The 17614-nt window shown below is 46.4% G+C and carries 18 protein-coding genes; 2 read left to right on the top strand and 16 right to left on the bottom strand.

Annotated features, from left to right (window positions below; all coding sequences use genetic code 11):
- From B2337_RS13915 to B2337_RS13895, 5 genes are read right to left on the bottom strand one after another with little or no spacing between them, the layout of a single operon-like run.
- Entirely contained in the window at positions 1–534 is a 534-nt protein-coding gene (locus tag B2337_RS13915; RefSeq protein WP_292413881.1) for a hypothetical protein, read from the bottom strand.
- Between the two features lie 8 nt (positions 535–542).
- Entirely contained in the window at positions 543–794 is a 252-nt protein-coding gene (locus B2337_RS13910; protein ID WP_292360805.1) for an acyl carrier protein, read from the bottom strand.
- 9 nt (positions 795–803) lie between these two features.
- On the bottom strand, positions 804–1064 hold the full coding sequence (locus B2337_RS13905; RefSeq protein ID WP_292360807.1) for a phosphopantetheine-binding protein: 261 nt from the start codon (positions 1062–1064) through the stop codon (positions 804–806).
- On the bottom strand, positions 1057–1827 hold the full coding sequence (locus B2337_RS13900) for a lysophospholipid acyltransferase family protein (protein WP_292413880.1): 771 nt from the start codon (positions 1825–1827) through the stop codon (positions 1057–1059). Before B2337_RS13900 ends, B2337_RS13905 begins: the two co-directional genes overlap by 8 nt.
- The gene (locus B2337_RS13895; protein ID WP_292360811.1) at positions 1824–2555 is read right to left on the bottom strand and encodes a beta-ketoacyl synthase chain length factor; all 732 of its coding nucleotides are present in this window, start codon (positions 2553–2555) and stop codon (positions 1824–1826) included. Before B2337_RS13895 ends, B2337_RS13900 begins: the two co-directional genes overlap by 4 nt.
- Positions 2556–2738: 183 nt before the next feature.
- Here B2337_RS13895 and B2337_RS13890 point away from each other — a divergent pair, with 183 nt between their 5' ends.
- Both B2337_RS13890 and B2337_RS13885 read left to right on the top strand, forming a co-directional pair.
- Positions 2739–3179 carry a hypothetical protein gene (locus B2337_RS13890; RefSeq protein WP_292360813.1) on the top strand — a complete coding sequence of 147 codons (441 nt, stop codon included), beginning with the start codon at positions 2739–2741 and terminating at the stop codon, positions 3177–3179.
- Positions 3109–3900 carry a 4'-phosphopantetheinyl transferase superfamily protein gene (locus B2337_RS13885; protein WP_292360815.1) on the top strand — a complete coding sequence of 264 codons (792 nt, stop codon included), beginning with the start codon at positions 3109–3111 and terminating at the stop codon, positions 3898–3900. Before B2337_RS13890 ends, B2337_RS13885 begins: the two co-directional genes overlap by 71 nt.
- On the opposite strand, the gene B2337_RS13880 is transcribed toward B2337_RS13885, so the two are convergent.
- The 11 genes from B2337_RS13880 to B2337_RS13830 all read right to left on the bottom strand — a co-directional run bounded on the left by B2337_RS13880 (position 3897) and on the right by B2337_RS13830 (position 17614).
- On the bottom strand, positions 3897–6266 hold the full coding sequence (locus B2337_RS13880) for an EAL domain-containing protein (RefSeq protein WP_292413879.1): 2370 nt from the start codon (positions 6264–6266) through the stop codon (positions 3897–3899). The two genes, B2337_RS13885 and B2337_RS13880, sit on opposite strands and share 4 nt — an antisense overlap.
- Before the next feature lie 31 nt (positions 6267–6297).
- Positions 6298–7503: a tetratricopeptide repeat protein gene (locus B2337_RS13875; RefSeq protein ID WP_292360819.1), complete on the bottom strand. Its 1206-nt coding sequence runs from the start codon at positions 7501–7503 to the stop codon at positions 6298–6300.
- 140 nt (positions 7504–7643) lie between these two features.
- Positions 7644–8513: an MOSC domain-containing protein gene (locus B2337_RS13870; RefSeq protein ID WP_292413878.1), complete on the bottom strand. Its 870-nt coding sequence runs from the start codon at positions 8511–8513 to the stop codon at positions 7644–7646.
- 120 nt (positions 8514–8633) lie between these two features.
- Positions 8634–9590: a response regulator transcription factor gene (locus B2337_RS13865; protein WP_292360822.1), complete on the bottom strand. Its 957-nt coding sequence runs from the start codon at positions 9588–9590 to the stop codon at positions 8634–8636.
- Positions 9583–12969: a hybrid sensor histidine kinase/response regulator gene (locus B2337_RS13860; RefSeq protein ID WP_292360824.1), complete on the bottom strand. Its 3387-nt coding sequence runs from the start codon at positions 12967–12969 to the stop codon at positions 9583–9585. Before B2337_RS13860 ends, B2337_RS13865 begins: the two co-directional genes overlap by 8 nt.
- 194 nt (positions 12970–13163) lie before the next feature.
- Complete coding sequence (locus tag B2337_RS13855; RefSeq protein WP_292413877.1) at positions 13164–13733, bottom strand: HupE/UreJ family protein; 570 nt, start codon at positions 13731–13733, stop codon at positions 13164–13166.
- 24 nt (positions 13734–13757) lie between these two features.
- On the bottom strand, positions 13758–14366 hold the full coding sequence (gene ureG, locus B2337_RS13850; RefSeq protein WP_292360827.1) for an urease accessory protein UreG: 609 nt from the start codon (positions 14364–14366) through the stop codon (positions 13758–13760).
- Positions 14367–14382: 16 nt separating this feature from the next.
- Entirely contained in the window at positions 14383–15063 is a 681-nt protein-coding gene (locus B2337_RS13845) for an urease accessory protein UreF (protein WP_292360829.1), read from the bottom strand.
- Between the two features lies 1 nt (position 15064).
- On the bottom strand, positions 15065–15568 hold the full coding sequence (ureE, locus tag B2337_RS13840; RefSeq protein WP_292360831.1) for an urease accessory protein UreE: 504 nt from the start codon (positions 15566–15568) through the stop codon (positions 15065–15067).
- 22 nt (positions 15569–15590) lie between these two features.
- On the bottom strand, positions 15591–17309 hold the full coding sequence (gene ureC / locus B2337_RS13835; RefSeq protein WP_292360832.1) for an urease subunit alpha: 1719 nt from the start codon (positions 17307–17309) through the stop codon (positions 15591–15593).
- Positions 17309–17614 (bottom strand): urease subunit beta, encoded by a 306-nt coding sequence (locus tag B2337_RS13830; protein ID WP_292360834.1) that lies wholly within the window; start codon positions 17612–17614, stop codon positions 17309–17311. Before B2337_RS13830 ends, ureC begins: the two co-directional genes overlap by 1 nt.

Genomic DNA, 17614 nt, shown 5'->3' with positions numbered 1-17614 from the left:
TTAAGCCGCTTTTACCCGTTGTCTGACCAGCCATTCGCCCAGCATCAGGCCACCGATCAGAAAATATGCCACCACACCGTTATACCAAAGCCATAAAGCATCATCTGCCAGTAGCACGGTTATCAATGCCAACGTGGCATTGAAGGCAAAGAACACGCACCATATCTGCGTGACCTTGCGGGTATAAAGAACGGCCTTCTCTGGCAACTCCGGTTCACGAATTCTCGCCAGTCTTTCGACAACACTCATCTCCGTGAGCAGGCTTGAGGCAAACAGAAATAACAGGCTCAAGTTGATAATGACGGGATAGAGTTTCAGGCCATTTTTTTCACCCAGCCACCACACGACAGCACCAATAACAATAACAGCCAGACACAAAAAATAGCGTTCCTGAGCGGATGAAGCTGTTATCCAACGCAATACCAGCAAGCCTGCCAGCATCGTGAGTAACCAACCATAGGCATCATGCTGTATCCCCCAATAAACAATAAAGGGATACAGAATAGATAAGAGTATTAAACTGGCTTTTACCATTGAGTTCATTAAGCCGAATGGAGCAACTTCTCAACCTGTTCAACGATGTCCTGCACAGTTCTGACGGCTTTAAAATCATCTGGCTGAATTTTTTTCCTGGTCATTTTTCGCAGTTCGATCACCAGATCAACCGCATCAATACTATCAATATCCAAATCCTCATATAGATTGGATTCAGGCGAGATATCGTTAGCATCAATCTCAAACAACTCTTCAAATACGGCCACTATCTTGTTGTAGATTTCTTCCTGACTCTTCATGGCGTTCACTTATTTAGTTCGGTGGGATTCAACCAGCTTGGCTAACGCATTAACACTGGCAAAATATTGGCGGGTTTCTTCGGAATCGGCTTTTAACTTGATGCCGTATTGCTTCTGTAAGGCCAGGCCAATTTCTAAGGCATCAATAGAGTCTAATCCCAAGCCATCTACAAACAGCGGAGCATCATCTTCAATGTCTTCCAGTTCAATATCTTCAAGATCAAGACTGTCGATAATCATTTGTTTTATTTCACGATTAAGATCACTCATGTAATCCAATTTCCTTATTAAAAAAACCGGTTAAATCGGCTGTCAGATTTCTGGCTGCCATGGCAGGTTTCACATTATCTATATAGGTTGCTATCGGCATAGGCGGCTCGATCCTGATAACAAAATGTGGCCGTTGTTGAGGGATGCGATACCACGGCTCACCTTTAGTCAATGTCAGGGGCTGACAATCAATGATGACCGGTGTCACATCCACTTTTGTACGAACGGCCACGTTGGCAGCACCGCGTTTCAGGCTGAGTCGTTGTCCGGGTTTAGAACGGGTACCTTCAGGGAAAATAATCAGTGCATCCCCTCTGTCAAAAGCCTGCTGGGCCGCTTCAATGACCACATCAACTGAATCATCATTGAGAATATAACCCGCAGCTTTAACGGGACCGTATGTAAACGGGTTGCGTAACAAGGCCTTTTTTACGACACAGTTGGCATTGGGCACCAGCGAAATCAGAAAAATCACATCAATTAAAGACGGATGATTGGCCAGTATCAATTTAGCGCCCTGGAGCTTATCGCGACCATGCACCTCATAACTGAGCACCCCAAGCAGCTTCATTAAGCCGATATAACATCGAAATACATGATGAATACATGCCTTACCGCGACGCTGCTTTTGCACCGATGTACCCGGCAATACCATCAGAATCGGCGCCAACAGCAATGAAATAAATACGCTGCCCAGCCCAAATAAAAAGAAACTTAATGCTGTGGCAAATAAACGCCAGCTGCGGTCAAGAAATGCTGTCATTGTCTGGCATCCACCGCCAAGTGCCAATTTGCCTGATTAACGTTCATCATCAGGCTGCCTTTTTCATCCATCAATACCTTGATGAATTGAAATATCTCCTGATAAGTACTGAGCTCAGAACACGCTTGTGTCGTTGGCTGTAAAGTTAAATTTGCCTTAGCATCATCAGAACGACTCACCACGAAGGCTAATGCCAGTGGAAATGGCACACTCAGCTCATAGGGCTGATACAGGGCGGGTAACGGAATATCATAAACAACACAGAAAACACGCTCATGTCTCTCAAGTTGTGCGGCAGCCTCAAACAAGGTTTGCAACAGCAGACCATTCATTGCTGAAATGGCCGTTATCGGTGATTTATCTTTGCGGGCAATGGAAATGATTCCGGCCACCGCGTTATGCACGGCTAAACTGAAACCTGTGGGTGAAATCGGCTGATCCCTGGCGATTTCTTCAAGTAACGACAACGTTAAACCGGTATCACCATGCCGTGACGCAAAAATACCCGGCATAGATTGGTTTTCTGCCAACACATTCAACGTGGAGGCTGCGGCATATTTACCCAGCGTGGTAAAACGCCGACGCAGCAAAGCCGGTATCTGTTTTAAAGCCGGAGAAGTTTCTGCAGGGCCATCATCTGATGAGCTATCAAACCATGCTTGCCATGACGCTTTAGTATCCAGTCCCGGAGCCAATGCTGACCAGGTTTCCAGATTAAGGCTTACCACTGCATACACTCATTAACTGTCATTTTCAGGGCTCCAAGATCCATCTCGGCTCTTTTAGTTTAAATCATCGAACGAGGGATTTTACTTTGCCAAGGTGTTTATGCAAGTCTAATCTGCCATTGAGCACCCAACCCGACTCGCCTATACTTGCCGCTTTCTTACTATCTACATGGAGGTAACATTGTGAAACACCTGTTAATTTTATTAACCGCATCTGTTCTTATTTTTTCTACTCAGGCTCACAGTCGGGATACACAACATATGCTGTCAATCGAAGCAGCAATGAACTCGGCAGATTTTAAAGAAAAACTCGATCCCAATATTCGTTTTTATTTTGGCAATCAGCCACACCCGGAAATAGAAAAATCGTTTGGCAAATTTGTCAGCAATAAAAAAACCAACGCGTTCGGTAAGTCTGATGAAGCGGCTTGTGAATGGGTATTGCTCAGCGCAATGCTTTCATTGCAGGACAGAGTGAAAGCCGAGGGTGGTAACGCAGTCATCAATATCAACAGCTATTACAAAAAAAATACGGTCAGCAGTGAAACCGAATATGAATGTCATGCAGGTGCCATTATGGCTGGTGTCGCTCTGCAAGGTGAAGTGGTCAGAATTGCCGAATAAGTCATCCGAATTCCCTCAACTTTGGTTCGCCAGAGTTGAGGAATCGTCAGTACAACAAGAACAGACATGCAAACGTTTGTTATCGATATCTGAATACAAACGCTTTAAATTAATCAAATCTACATTCAAACAACGACAATATTTATTGAGCCGATGGCTGATACGTTATGCGTTATCCAATGCGTATAACCAGCCCGTGGATTATTGGAATATTGAAGAAAAGGCCGGTAAATTTCCCGTCATTCATAACCTTCCCGTTACCACTTATTTAAGTCTTTCCCATAGTCATGACAGAGTGGTGGTCACCATCTCAAATTCCGCCATTGGCGTAGATATTGAAAAAATTGTCCCGCGGAACAACATGGCTGCAATGGCTGAATTATTTATGTCTCCAGATGAACTGGAATTATTTCACCAACATGCAAATCCAGCGTTATATTTCTATCAAACCTGGTGTATCAAAGAAGCCTATTTCAAATCAATGTCCTCTATAGAACAGCAAAATGTAACGCTGCGAAAAATTGATTCGACATTGATTTGTTCAGAGGAAAAAGGCGGCATGGTCGTCAAAACCCTATTGGCTGAGTATATGCTTGCAGTTTACGGTGAAAAAAATCAGCGCACGATCCAGTGCTATGCTCTTAATGAGCACGATGCAGCTTATGCCGCTTTTAATAATAACGATAAACTTACCTTTAACTATCTGGAAGTGGTTCTCTAAACCGTTTCATTATCGACCAACTCTGCTTGAGGCATACTGAAATACGCCCCTTGAGAAAAGTCGATACCCAACGCCTGAACCTGATTTTGTACGGCTTCACAGTGAACAAATTCCGCGACGGTTTTGATGCCAAGGCTACGGGCAAACTGCACTACACCTCGGGTCACAACGATAGCCGATTGATCTTCATTAAGGTTTTTTATCAGGCTGCCGTCGATTTTAATCAAATCCACATTTAAACGGAGCAGGTGCTCGAAGTTGGAGTAGCCGCTGCCAAAATCATCAATGGCAATTTTGCAGCCAAAGCTTTTCGCCTTATCAATAAACTGACGGACTTCGTTGTAGTTATCGATCCCATCGGACTCAAGGATTTCAAAAATCAATCGTTCACCAACGTGATAGGTTTTGAGCTTCTCGAAAATAAACTGTATGAGTTCCGTATCCAGTAAATCACGATAGGACAGATTGATGGAGAATTCGTAGTTGAGCTTGGCAAATTTCTGAAATGACTTTTCCACCATTACCCGGGTGAGCAGGCTATCCAGTCGTAATTTACTGGCCACTGGCAAAAACACACCCGGACTAATCACTTCGTTATCGGGGTCAATCATTCTGATCAGGCATTCATATTTGCTTATTTGGCCGTTTTGATTATCAATGATTGGTTGAAACCAGGGAACAATACGATCCTGTTGTAATGCCTGTTTTAGTTGTCTGGCCCAGAACAGGTTTTGCTCATACACCCGTTCAACATCTTGCTTACTGTTATAAATCGCATAGTGTCGTGACGTGTGGCGGGCAATTTTTAACGCCGCTGTGGCATGACTGATGACGATATCAGGTGAGTTATCATTGATTGCCCCAGCATCATGTTGACTTGCAGCACCTATGGTTGCGGTGATGCTGATATCCTGATCCTGCCATTGCAGGTGCTGTTCTTGCAGAAAGTCACTTAATTGTCTCAGGAATCCGGTGAGGAATTCCTTAGACCATGCAAAACCCAACAGAACAAATTCGTCACCGGATAACCGATAAAGTCTGGCGTTATCGGCATGATTGTAGTCACGACAAAATGCAGCAATACTCTCTGTCAGGCTTTGCAATACGGCATCACCACAATCATTACCGAAGATACTGTTTAACTCCCGGAATCGATCAATATTCACCAGTATTAAGGTGTTTTTACGCTGATGCTCCAAATCCAATAATAATCTTGCCCGGTTTGGCAAGCCTGTCAGCTGGTCTGTATAGGAAGCCTGCAATTCCTGCATCAGCAATGCAATGCGGTAAACCAGATAAGCCGACAAAAGCAAGATCACAATACTGGTTGCAATCAGGATGCGTTGATTAATAACTCGCATCGGTGCAATAACCGCATCAATTTCATTTTTTGGAACACCCACTGCAAACAACATCTGTGCCGGCGTGGTCGCGGCATAGAGTACATATTCGTTATCATCAACCGTAAACTGATGGGTTTGCAAAAGTGCTTTTTGCTGACTCGTTTGAAGCCGTGAAATAGCGTTGTTGAATTGCAGCTCAATAAACTCCTGACTCATTACCGAATCGATGATTTTCTGAGCATAGCGTTCATTATTCAATCTGCTCAAACTGGACAGTTTGCGTTTATTTTTATCGATTAATAAGGCAAAGGTATTCGGAGTGATACTGACCTGACTCACCAGATCAACAATCTGATCTGCTTCCCAGTCTGTTGTTGCATAACCAACAACTTGCTGTTGACTGTTCAAGACAGGTTTGATCAACGTTAACACGGCACTGTCTGTTATTTCGTTGTAATAGGCAGGCGTCCAATAGATTTCATCACGTTGGATGTCGACATCCTCTACAGCCGCCATGTCCGTCAGGTTGAACCAGTGTTGTTGCTCAAAACTTAAAAGCTGTGAGTTCGACTCCGTTAACACTTCTATGCTGGCTGTTTTATCACGAAATGCATAGCGTGAAATCGGCTTTCCACCCTGACTGACGTGTTCGGGTAAAAACCAGATACCCACAGCGGAAGTGTTCTTAAAGTCATTCAGCTTTGCCTGTAACATCACACTTAATTCTGCATTTAACACCTGTGAATTACGCTTGGAGGCAAATAACTCGGCAAACAAACTGCCAATACGTGCTAAATCGGTGGTGTCACGCTCTAAGGTGCTTTGGGTTTGTACAATTTGGTTCAGATTATTGAAAAAAGTCTCTTCAATCTGCTTCTGGCGAACCTCGCCAATCGTATCTTCCGAATAATTCAGATTCAGTGAAGATAAAATCCACATGCCGGCAATAAACAGGATGACCAGCATAAACAACATCCACAGGATGAGTTTTTTTGAAGAGTCCACTAATAGCGAGCGAAGCATCAGTTAGCGACCGTTTTATACAAACAGCCCATTAATTCTGACCTTCCAGAATACGATGAATTTGCTGACGGGCGAGATTAATGGCATTAGCACTCACCTGGGGGCGAAGGTTTTCAGCGAGTTTTTCTGCTTCAGTTGCCCCCTGTTGCTGGGCCACTTCATACCAGACTACGGCTTTGGCTTTATCTTCTGTAAGTCCGCTTTGCTGCAGCCGCCGTCCCATCAATAATGACGAGTCTGCATATCCAGCACGAGCAGCCTGTATCAGCCACGCTTCGCCTTTTTTAACATTAGACGGATTTGCCGTTTGCTGCACCAGCAGGCTTCCCAGCGAATGCTTTGCCGGAACATGTTTATTTAATGCTGCACGCTGATACCAACTGGTTGCCAGCTCAGTATTCTGCTGAGTGCCTTTACCGGCCTCATAAAATAAACCAAGCATATATTGAGCATCCGCATAATCATCCTGTCCGGCTTTCTCAAACCAACTGAAAGCAGCTTGATCGTTCTGCTTCACCCCCAATCCCAAGGCATAGAGTTCACCGAGCAGATAACGGGCCCGAGGAGAGTGTTGCTCTACTTTTTCCGCCCATTGCCGTGACTGCGTATACTCCGCCAGGGCTTTATGTATAAGTGCCATATTTAACTGTGAACGCACATCTCCCTTATTCGCTGGCGACAGGCATGCCTGTTTGGCCTCAGGGAAATTGCTGATGTTCGTCAGCAAATAACAATCATTTAATTGCTGTTTATTGACATTTGAAACAATGGCTTCGTCCAGCACGACTGTCTCATTTTCATTAGGTGGCGGGGGCTCAGCCTGAGTGGTTTTTTGCGTTAATTCATTGGCTTTGGCCAATCTTAATGCAAACGCTTCAACATCTTTCGGGCAGGAATAATTGTATCCGGCTTTATAAAGCGTCAATGATTCCTGGGTAAGTGGGCGCGTGGCATAATTTTCGGCAATTTTCTGGCAGCGATCTTTACGTTCTGCATTCACTTTGCGAAGCGCTTCTGCCCGGCTCTCATCTTCAATGTGAAGATTAAGATAATCTGTAAGTGGATCGATATAAGGTTGAGCGAACAGGGCTTCTATTTCTGCATCATAATTTGCCGTCGCTCTTTCAGTGGTTTTTGCTATCCACTCTTTGGACTGCGCAAAGATATCCTTTGGCTGATACCCGGTGCAGCCATAAAGCATACTGCTTAAAAGCAGGGATAATGCCAGTCGTTGCAATTTAAACCTTCAACATCAAATTAGAATGTATCTCACAAGATTAATCTAATTTTGGGTAAATTTCCTTTATTTGTCATCAGCCGTTTGGGATGACTCAACAGTCGTTTAATGAATAAAGCACTCGCGCCGGGGAATCAGCATCAGGGGGATTGCAAAAAAACCTCATCGCCAAGACGAATCACCGCACTTTGTTTGATTGCACCATAAATACCCAGATTTTGATCGGCTTTTTGTACGATGGTTCGTAAAATACTGGTATCAGATTCCAGTGACTGCTGCGATCGGGTCACCGCGCCACAACGTGGTGTGGTGCCATTACATTCAATGGTTGCCTGTCCGATTTGCATTGTATTATCTACCCAGGCCTGTTCAACCAGACCTTCCATGCCCGGCAGGGTTTCAATGACCAGATTGGGCCGAAAACGTTGAATATCCCAATCAGCGTCGGGGTTTAACTGTTGCAGATGTGCCAGTGTAGCCGTAGTAAGCAAATGAAACGGGGTCACCAGAAAAAAAGTGCCCGGGACCGACACAAAGTCGACTGCTGCAGGTGGCAACGAATCGAGATCGGGCAGGGGTTCCCCCTTTTCACGATCAAACGTCGCTTTTAATTCTTCCAGCCAGGTATGATCATCTTTTTTATGCCGCCGATAAAAGTCCAGTTCTGACAAGGGTCGCAGGGATTCCAGTGTCGAATCATGACCGGTTAAATCAGACAACAGGCTGTGAATTTGCGGATCATCACTCCCCACTACCCGACCATCAGGAAACTGAATATCTACCTGGTCATGAGCTCCGGTCATCTCTGAACGACGGCAACGCGCCACACAGCGTAATAATTGCGGTCTGAATTTACAGCTTTGAATTTCCTGCCGTGCAACGTCTCGCAGGGCCCATATCCGATCACCCTGCAATCCCATATCACCCAGATGACAATGACTCAGGCTTTCACCTGCCATACCTTTAACCGGATAACGCCAGATTTGTTGAACCGTTCCGACTTTAATCATGAGTGCTCCTGAAATACCCCAAGGCTTTTAAACGCCTGTTCAGTTTTGTTTCATGATCACGCCGTTGTAATACACGAAATTTATTAGCCAATTTTTTGACTGGATAAAGCTACGCTTGCCCTATTCCGATGCGCCGAAATTGTTACTGCCACTTAATGAGCGAAGTTTATTCACTGCCAGTGAAGCCGCAGCCGTACGGGTTTCAACGCCAAGTTTGGTAAACACATGTTCCATATGTTTATTCACGGTGCGCGGACTGGTGCCGAGAATTTCACCAATACTTTTATCGGTTTTGCCAAGGATGACCCAGTGCAGAACTTCTGACTCGCGGTTGGTCAGATTGAAGACGGCTTTTAATGCTTCTATCTGAGCCGTTTCGGATTCTTCACGTAACAGAATCAGCCACTGTTCGTCACTTTGCAGATCGGCGGCATTAAAAATCAGTCGTCCGGTGGGTTTATGTACGATATGAGGACGTAAACGTCGCTCGCCCCCCTGATGCAATTGCATTACCCATTCCTGTAATGCTTTGGGCGTATCCTGAATCAGTGTTTCGTCTTCACTGCTCATGTATTTCTCAATCAATTGACGCGCCAACGGTGTTTGCCAGATGATCTTGCCGGTGTTGGGTAACACAGCGATGGCGGCCTGACCAAAGGCATCCAGCGCCCCTTGGGTCTGATTGATTAATCGAGAATTCTTAAGGTGGGTATTGATCCGGGCAATTACTTCCACCGGACTCAGCGGCTTGGTCACATAATCAATTCCCCCGGCGGAGAATCCAGCGACCACATGCTCAGACTCGGTTAGCCCCGTCATAAAAATCACTGGAATATGCCGGGTGTTCAGATCCTTTTTGAGATTCCGGCAGACTTCAAAACCATCCATACCGGGCATCAGTGCATCAAGTAACACGATATCAGGTGTGGCTTCCAAGCTGATTTTCAGCGCCGATTCACCATTGTCAGCCACCAATACGGTATAACCAGACTCCACCAAAGCATCATGTAATAATGCCAGCGTATCGGGCGTGTCATCGACCACCAGCACAACGGCATTAAGCGGGTTTTCAGACATCAGCTAATTTCTCTTCTATAAAGGTTTTCAGGGTGCCTAATTGAAATCTGTCAGACATCTGGCGTATGTCCGTCACAAACTGTTTACACGCCAGACCTTGTTCCTCGATGTCATTGATCAGTTTACGCACACCGACCAGATATCCCATGTTAATCATCTCTAATAAGTCGTTTAACACTGCTTGCGAAGGCAATACATACGCCATCGTGGCGTCTTCAATCACCAGATCATCCTTGCTTTCTATCCATTGTAAATTGAGTCGTTCACCAATCCAGTTAATAAGCTCAAACAGATTGACCGGCTTTAGAATGAAATCTTTATCGGTAATACCTGAAGAATTTTCCAGGTTTTTATCAAACGCATTGGCCGAAATAATGCCGATTTTGACATCAGACTTATGCACATTACGGATAAGATGACAGGTTTCCCAGCCATCCATTTCCGGCATCGCCAGATCCATAAAAATGATTTCCGGCTGAAATTCCGGATAAATGCGTAAACATTCCGCGCCGGATGCGGCCTCTTTGACTTCGAAACCCAAGGGCTCAAGGATATTTAACAGCAACTCACGATCCACTGGTTCGTTATCCACCACCAGCAATTTACGTCGTGGTCCCTTATAACCCACTGGCATGCGCGTGTTGAGTAACGGCAAATCCTCTTCAACCCGAACGGATGGTAAAAACAGTCTGACAAAAAAGGTCGTGCCTTTGCCCACCTGACTTTCAACGTGCAAAACACCGCCCATCAGCTCAGTAAGCAACTTGCTGATGGTCAGTCCCAGGCCAGTGCCACCAATTCCCTGCGCTGCGCTGCCGCGTATAAACGGCTCAAAAATATGATCCAGTTCCGACTGCCTGATACCGGGTCCGGTATCTTCCACCTCTATCGATAAAAATTCGCGGGCATGATTAAACCGCAAATGAATTGAACCTTCACTGGTATATTTCACTGCATTACCGATGATATTGATCAATATCTGACTTAAACGCTTGTGATCAGCTCGCACGACACGCGGCAAATCCGAGCTGATTTCATACTCAAATTTCAGCCCTTTATTAATTGCCTGCAGCTCAAACATGCTGATAATTTGCTGGATATATTCAGGAAAACGCAGGGATTTGACATCAAATTGCAGCTTTCCACCTTCAATACGTGCAATATCCAGGGTGCCTTCAATCAGCGATAGCAAATGCTCTCCACTACGCAGAATGACTTTAATGGCATTTTTATTTTCTGCCGTCACATCGGTATTGTTATCCATCAATTGTGCATAGCCCAAAATGCTGTTTAACGGCGTACGCAATTCGTGGCTGATTCCGGTGATATAACGACTTTTGGCCTGATTGGCCTGTTCGGCTACCAGACGGGCTCGCTGCAATTCAGCATCAGTCTGTTCATGCAACATGATTTCGCGTTGCAGCAAACTGGTTTGATGGTTGGACTCCTGCTGTGCCACATTACGGCTTTGCGATGTAAGAATCAGCCACCAGACAATAATACCGCTGACCAGAACCAATGCCGCAAAGGCTTTCAGAAACCCAATCTGGATCTCCGGCAAAATCTGCGAGGCATTCTCGGTCAGAGTCAAAGAGATATGCAGGTAAATCAGCCCAAAGATCGAGGCCAGCAAGAGCACCGTCATGCCCATCAACAGGATGTAATGGCCTACACCATTCTGGATATATCCCCATAAAGACTTCGGCAACAGCTTTGTCATGGCAGCCTGCCATTGTGAATCCAGTTTGGCATGCGGCTTACAGGCATCGTTGCAGCGCGCATCCAGACAACAGCACAATGAACAAATCGCGCCCTGATAAGCAGGGCAATAAGCTATGTCGTCAATCTCATATTCACGCTCACAGATACTGCAGGTTTCTTTAGTCTTGCCGGGATGAAATTTATAAGGCTGACGCGCCAGATAATATTTGCCTTTGGTCCACCAGGCGAACAGGGGGGAACAGATTAATGCGGTAAACATCGCGATAAAGGATGAAAAGGACTGTGCTTCCAGTCCAAACACACCGACAAATGCCAAAACCGATAACAGGGAAGCCATGGCCATAGCCCCCACTCCGACCGGATTGATGTCATATAAATAGGCCCGGCGGAATTCAACCCCTTTAGGGCTTAAGCCCAGAGGTTTATTGATCACCAGATCGGCGACCACAGCCGTGATCCAGGAAATCGCGATATTCGAATACAAGCCCAATATCTGCTCCAGCGCCTGAAACACATCAAGCAGCATCAGCATGGTGGCAATCAATACATTAAATAATAACCATACCACCCGACCGGGATGGCTGTGGGTTAAACGGGCAAAGAAATTGGACCAGGCCAGTGAGCCGGCATAGGCATTGGTGATATTGATCTTGATTTGAGACAGCACCACAAAAAATACGGTGACCGCCAGCAACACATCGGCATTGGAAAAGACATAGCTGAAGGCCACATGATACATGTAGGTAGGGTTAACGGCTTCTTCAACGGATTTGGCTCCCATTAACACCAGATAGGCCAGCAACACGCCGGCAAACATTTTGATCATACCGACGAAGATCCAGCCCGGTCCCGCCAGTATCACGCCTAAATGCCACCGAAGCCGGTTGTTTTTGGTTTTTTCCGGCATAAATCGCAGAAAATCGACCTGCTCACCCACCTGAGGAATCAATGCCATGCCGATGGCGATGGCCGTGCCAAACATGTAAATGTTAAATCCACCATCAAAACCCGACCCACCGGCAAATGTCGTCAAACCTTTGAATGCATCCGGATCTTTGGCAAAGATAAAAATAAAGGGCAGCACCATCAAAAACAGCCATATCGGCTGAGTGATCATCTGAATCCGGCTGATTAATGTCACCCCATGAGTGACCAGTGGAATCACTACCACCGCCGATATCAGATACCAGATATAGATTGGCAAGTCGAAATACATGCTCAGGGCGTACGCCATGATCACGGCTTCCAGCGCAAACAGAATAAAGGTAAAGGTGGCGTAAACAAACGAGGAGATAGTCGAACCGATATAGCCAAACCCGGCACCACGGGTCAGCAAGTCCATATCCAGACCATATTTCGCAGCATAATAGCTGATAGGCAAACTGGTCAGAAAAATAATCAGACTAATCGTCAGAATAGCCCAAAAAGCATTCACAAAGCCGAAGTTGACGGCTAAAGCACCGCCAATCACCTCTAAAACCAGAAAGGAAATGGCCCCCAATGCCGTATTGGAGACACGGAAAATTGACCACTTCCTGAACGAGTGTGGTGTGAAACGCAGCGCATAGTCTTCCAGTGTTTCATTAGCCACCCAGGTATTGTAATCACGGCGGATTTTAACAATACGCTGTGGTGCGTTATGTTCTGATGACTCCATCAAAGCATTTTCCCGATAAATTTAGCCCAAGGCTTGATGGATCCCCACGCTCAATTATTGAGAGATACAGAGCTTACCCAATCGCATCATAACGTATGACGACCGATTTTTTATCTACGTAGTATTACGTATTGATTTTTCCATACCTAAGTCTGGCGAGGATTTGCAGCAACCCCACCGGAGTTTCTGGCTTTTTACATCACCAGCAAATAGAGTCCACTGAACGTCAACAGCGCTGCAAAGCCACGTTGCAACACTATACCAAGTTGATCTTTAAAGCTTGCCAGATAGACCCCCATACTCAGCAGCATCATGGTCGCCAACACCATACCGGTTACCGCCATCAGGCCATTCCCTGCAGCAACCAATTCCTGACCATGAACAAAGCCATGTAGTAACGCAAACACTGTGGTCAACCCTAGTTGCCACATGCTGCTGATGGAAGTGTTTAATAAAATCACCAGCCCCATTGCCAGAACACTGACCGCAATGGCCACTTCAACAAATGCCAGACCCGGAATCATGGCACCTAATGCCACCCCGCCCAAGATAAACAACACAAACAGCATTGGCACCTGCCAACGTGTTGCTGATATGGATTGTCCGGCCCAATAGCCTACTGCCAGCATCACCAGTAAATGATCAATTCCGGTAAACGGATGGCTGAATCCGCTGGCAAAATTGGCCATATCATGTCCCGGATGGGCAAACGCAATAGCTGGAAAAGCCAAAAAACCCAACAGCGTTAACATCATTTTTTTCATTTCTTTTCCCTCTTGATTTAATGGTTAATTCAGCATTAATCCCTGTTTTTCAATAAACGCCACAATCTCATCCAGACCATCTTCCTGTTTCAGGTTGCTGAAAACAAAGGGCCGTTCGCCACGCATACGTTTTGAATCACGATCCATCACTTCCAGCGAAGCACCCACCAAAGGTGCTAAATCGGTTTTATTGATCACCAGCAGATCCGACTTGGTAATGCCCGGGCCGCCTTTACGGGGTATCTTTTCACCGGCAGACACATCAATCACATAGATAGTCAGATCCGACAATTCCGGACTGAACGTCGCAGCCAGGTTATCGCCACCGCTTTCGACAAACACGATGTCCAACGGATCGAAACGTTTACTGAGTTGAGCCACGGCTTCCAGATTCATCGATGCATCTTCACGGATGGCTGTATGCGGACAACCGCCAGTCTCAACACCAATAATACGGTCCGCAGACAAAGCTTCATTGCGGGTTAAGAACTCGGCATCTTCCTTGGTGTAAATATCATTGGTGACCACGGCGATATTGTATTTATCACGTAATCGTTTGCATAAGGCCAACGTTAAGGCGGTTTTACCGGAACCAACCGGACCACCGATGCCAACTCGTAAAGGTTCTTTCATTTTGTCTTTCTCTTCTTCATGAACGAAATAAACGGGAATACTGGGTCTCATGTTTACAGCCAGCAATGCTCAGTGCCGGACAGAAATTCTGAATATCGTCATCAGGCAATTGTATGGCTTGATCGACTAAAGCAGGCAAAGTCATCGCTAACTCTGACAGAATACGTTGCCCGGCCACCTGCCCTAAAGGCACGGTTTTCATCACTGCACTGACCTGATTTTCCAGAAATGACCAGGCATAGGCGTGCAACATTTCCTCAAGCGAAATTTCCCAGCACAACGCCGTGACGGCATAGATCGTCGGAAAGGCGGGTTGCTGCAAGCTGCCCGTTAATAAGACGATTTGTGGTGGCCATGTGGCTAAATCCCGTTGCAGTCTTAACAACGAGTAGGCCATTTGACGGGTTTCGGCGAGCGCTTCGCTGCTATCGCGTCCTGCCTGATAATATTCATCCCAATACTGAATTTGCAAGCCATCCATTTGCTGCCAGGCTTTGAACAGCCTCAGTAAAACCGGCAGTTCGAAGTTGGCGTAATAGATTGACAGCACATCACCAATCCACTGTTTCGACGATTCAATATCCGTCACATCACCGCTTTCAATCGCCCACTCCAGGCCCTGCGAATAACTGTAGGCACCAACCGGTAGCATCGGGCTGGCAAGTTGTAACAGACGGGATAAAGATGCAGAACTCATCTCAGTGACTGTGACCGTGCTCATGGCTATGAGTATGTGAGTGATCATCGTCATGATGATGGTGATGACCGCCACCGCCAGCATAGGCTCCGGATTCCGGTTCAAATGGCGCTTGCAGTTCTTCAACCTGAACGTCTAACCCCAGCAACATTGCTTTCAGCACTGAATCTGTTTCCAGCTTCAGCCAGCCGTCTCCAATTTCAAGAGGAACATGACGATTACCCAAATGATAAGCGGCTCGGGTTAAAGACTTTGAGGTGGTAGTAGTCACTTTCATCACAGACTGATCAGCAGCAATGACTTCAATGATTTCACCACTATCAGCTTGCAGAAAATCCCCACCCCGCAGGATAGTGCCACGTTGCATATATAACGCCGCTTCTTTACCGGATTGTAAGGTCACGCGAATACGGCTTTTCTGCCGCAAATCAAAACTGAGACTGACCACATCATCTATCACCGTATCGGTGTGAATATGATCCAGCTTGGTCGAAATCGATAACATTTTTGTCCTTGAATATAAGCTGTCAAAACAGAAAATAACGTTGTGCCATCGGCAATTCAGTTGCCGGTTCACAGATTAATAATTCACCATCGGCCAGTACCTGATAGGTTTCCGGATCGACCTCGATTTTTGGTGTGGCATCGTTGAATACCATATCTTTTTTGCTGATATTCCGGCAGTTTTTCACTGCAACCAGTGGCTTTTGTAAATCCAGTGCTTTGACAGCCGGATTCGATAAGGCGGCTTCAGAAACAAAGGTTAATGAGCTTTTTAAGGCTTTACCAAAACTGCCAAACATAGGCCGGTAATGTACGGGCTGTGGTGTCGGGATAGACGCATTAGGATCGCCCATCGCCGCTGCGGCAATCATGCCGCCTTTTAATATCAGGGTCGGTTTCACGCCAAAAAACGCCGGACGCCATAACACTAAATCAGCAAATTTACCGGCTTCAATGGAACCGACTTTATGCGAAATGCCATGGGTTATCGCCGGATTAATGGTGTATTTGGCAATGTAACGTTTAATCCGGAAGTTATCGCAGTCACCCTCTGCGCGTTCGGCATCCTCTTTGAGTGTGCCACGTTGGACTTTCATTTTATGGGCCGTTTGCCAGGTACGAATCACCACCTCGCCAACCCGCCCCATCGCCTGAGAATCCGATGACATCATCGCAAACGCACCGGTGTCATGCAGAATATCTTCTGCAGCAATGGTTTCACGGCGAATACGTGATTCGGCAAATGCCACATCTTCAGCAATGGATGGATCCAGGTGATGACACACCATCAGCATATCCAGATGTTCATCCAGGGTATTGATGGTAAATGGTCGAGTGGGATTGGTTGATGAAGGCAATACATTGGCAGAACCAATGGCTTTGATAATATCCGGTGCATGGCCGCCACCGGCACCTTCAGTGTGGAAAGTATGAATGGTGCGACCTTTGAAGGCTGCCAGGGTGGTTTCGACGAAGCCCGATTCATTAAGGGTATCAGTATGAATTGCCACCTGAATATCCATCTCGTCCGCTACGGACAAACAGTTATCAATGGCCGCAGGTGTGGTGCCCCAGTCTTCATGTAATTTCAGACCGATAACACCGGCTTCAACCTGTTCTCTGGCGGGTTGTGGCTGAGACACATTGCCTTTACCGAAAAAGCCCAGATTCATTGGAAAGGCTTCAGCCGCTTCCAGCATCCGGTGAATATGCCAGGGTCCGGGTGTACAGGTGGTGGCATAGGTTCCGGTTGCCGGTCCGGTGCCGCCACCCAGCATGGTGGTAATGCCGGACATTAAGGCTTCTTCAATCTGTTGCGGGCAGATCCAGTGAATATGACTGTCAATGCCGCCAGCCGTGAGGATCATGCCTTCACCGGCAATAATTTCGGTACCGGCACCAATCGGGATGGTGACATTGGGTTGAATATCCGGATTACCGGCTTTGCCAATGGCCCAGATATGGCCGTCTTTAATCGCCACATCGGCTTTGATAATGCCCGTCACTGCATCAATAATCAGTGCATTGGTAATCACGGTATCGGCGACTTCACTGGCGACCAGCTGGGATTGCCCCATGCCATCACGTATGACCTTGCCACCGCCAAACTTGACCTCTTCACCATAGGTAGTGAGGTCCTGCTCGACTTCAAGCCATAACTCGGTATCGGCCAGTCGGACCTTATCGCCCACCGTGGGGCCAAACATTTCGGCATAGGCTTGCCGATCAATTTTAAGACTCATCACAAGGCTCCCATAACGCGGCCGGCAAAGCCGTAAACATGACGTAAACCGGATAACGCCACCAATTCAATGGTGCGGGTCTGGCCCGGCTCAAACCGGACAGCGGTACCCGGCGCAATATTCAAACGGAATCCATAAGCCAGTTGCCGATCAAATTGCAACGCATCATTGACTTCAAAAAAATGATAGTGAGAACCAATCTGTACCGGTCGGTCGCCACTGTTAGACACATCGATTGTGACCCGATCACGATCTACATTCATCTGCAAATCGCCCGCTTTTACTCGCATTTCACCTGGAATCAT

Source organism: Methylophaga sp. UBA3192, assembly GCA_002363955.1.
In the GTDB taxonomy this organism is placed as follows: domain Bacteria; phylum Pseudomonadota; class Gammaproteobacteria; order Nitrosococcales; family Methylophagaceae; genus Methylophaga.
The sequence above is the reverse complement of the archived record's forward strand: the minus strand, read 5'-3'. Positions and strand labels throughout refer to the sequence as shown.

What these genes read in the sequence shown, in the direction of transcription:
- B2337_RS13910 (WP_292360805.1), bottom strand. Translation starts at nt 794, where the DNA reads ATGAAGAGTCAGGAAGAAATCTACAACAAGATAGTGGCCGTATTTGAA.
- ureC (WP_292360832.1), bottom strand. Translation starts at nt 17,309, where the DNA reads ATGAGTCTTAAAATTGATCGGCAAGCCTATGCCGAAATGTTTGGCCCC.
- B2337_RS13860 (WP_292360824.1), bottom strand. Translation starts at nt 12,969, where the DNA reads ATGGAGTCATCAGAACATAACGCACCACAGCGTATTGTTAAAATCCGC.
- B2337_RS13915 (WP_292413881.1), bottom strand. Translation starts at nt 534, where the DNA reads ATGGTAAAAGCCAGTTTAATACTCTTATCTATTCTGTATCCCTTTATT.
- B2337_RS13845 (WP_292360829.1), bottom strand. Translation starts at nt 15,063, where the DNA reads ATGAGTTCTGCATCTTTATCCCGTCTGTTACAACTTGCCAGCCCGATG.
- B2337_RS13830 (WP_292360834.1), bottom strand. Translation starts at nt 17,614, where the DNA reads ATGATTCCAGGTGAAATGCGAGTAAAAGCGGGCGATTTGCAGATGAAT.
- ureG (WP_292360827.1), bottom strand. Translation starts at nt 14,366, where the DNA reads ATGAAAGAACCTTTACGAGTTGGCATCGGTGGTCCGGTTGGTTCCGGT.
- ureE (WP_292360831.1), bottom strand. Translation starts at nt 15,568, where the DNA reads ATGTTATCGATTTCGACCAAGCTGGATCATATTCACACCGATACGGTG.
- B2337_RS13855 (WP_292413877.1), bottom strand. Translation starts at nt 13,733, where the DNA reads ATGAAAAAAATGATGTTAACGCTGTTGGGTTTTTTGGCTTTTCCAGCT.
- B2337_RS13865 (WP_292360822.1), bottom strand. Translation starts at nt 9,590, where the DNA reads ATGTCTGAAAACCCGCTTAATGCCGTTGTGCTGGTGGTCGATGACACG.
- B2337_RS13870 (WP_292413878.1), bottom strand. Translation starts at nt 8,513, where the DNA reads ATGATTAAAGTCGGAACGGTTCAACAAATCTGGCGTTATCCGGTTAAA.
- B2337_RS13885 (WP_292360815.1), top strand. Translation starts at nt 3,109, where the DNA reads ATGAATGTCATGCAGGTGCCATTATGGCTGGTGTCGCTCTGCAAGGTG.
- B2337_RS13905 (WP_292360807.1), bottom strand. Translation starts at nt 1,064, where the DNA reads ATGAGTGATCTTAATCGTGAAATAAAACAAATGATTATCGACAGTCTT.
- B2337_RS13900 (WP_292413880.1), bottom strand. Translation starts at nt 1,827, where the DNA reads ATGACAGCATTTCTTGACCGCAGCTGGCGTTTATTTGCCACAGCATTA.
- B2337_RS13880 (WP_292413879.1), bottom strand. Translation starts at nt 6,266, where the DNA reads ATGCTTCGCTCGCTATTAGTGGACTCTTCAAAAAAACTCATCCTGTGG.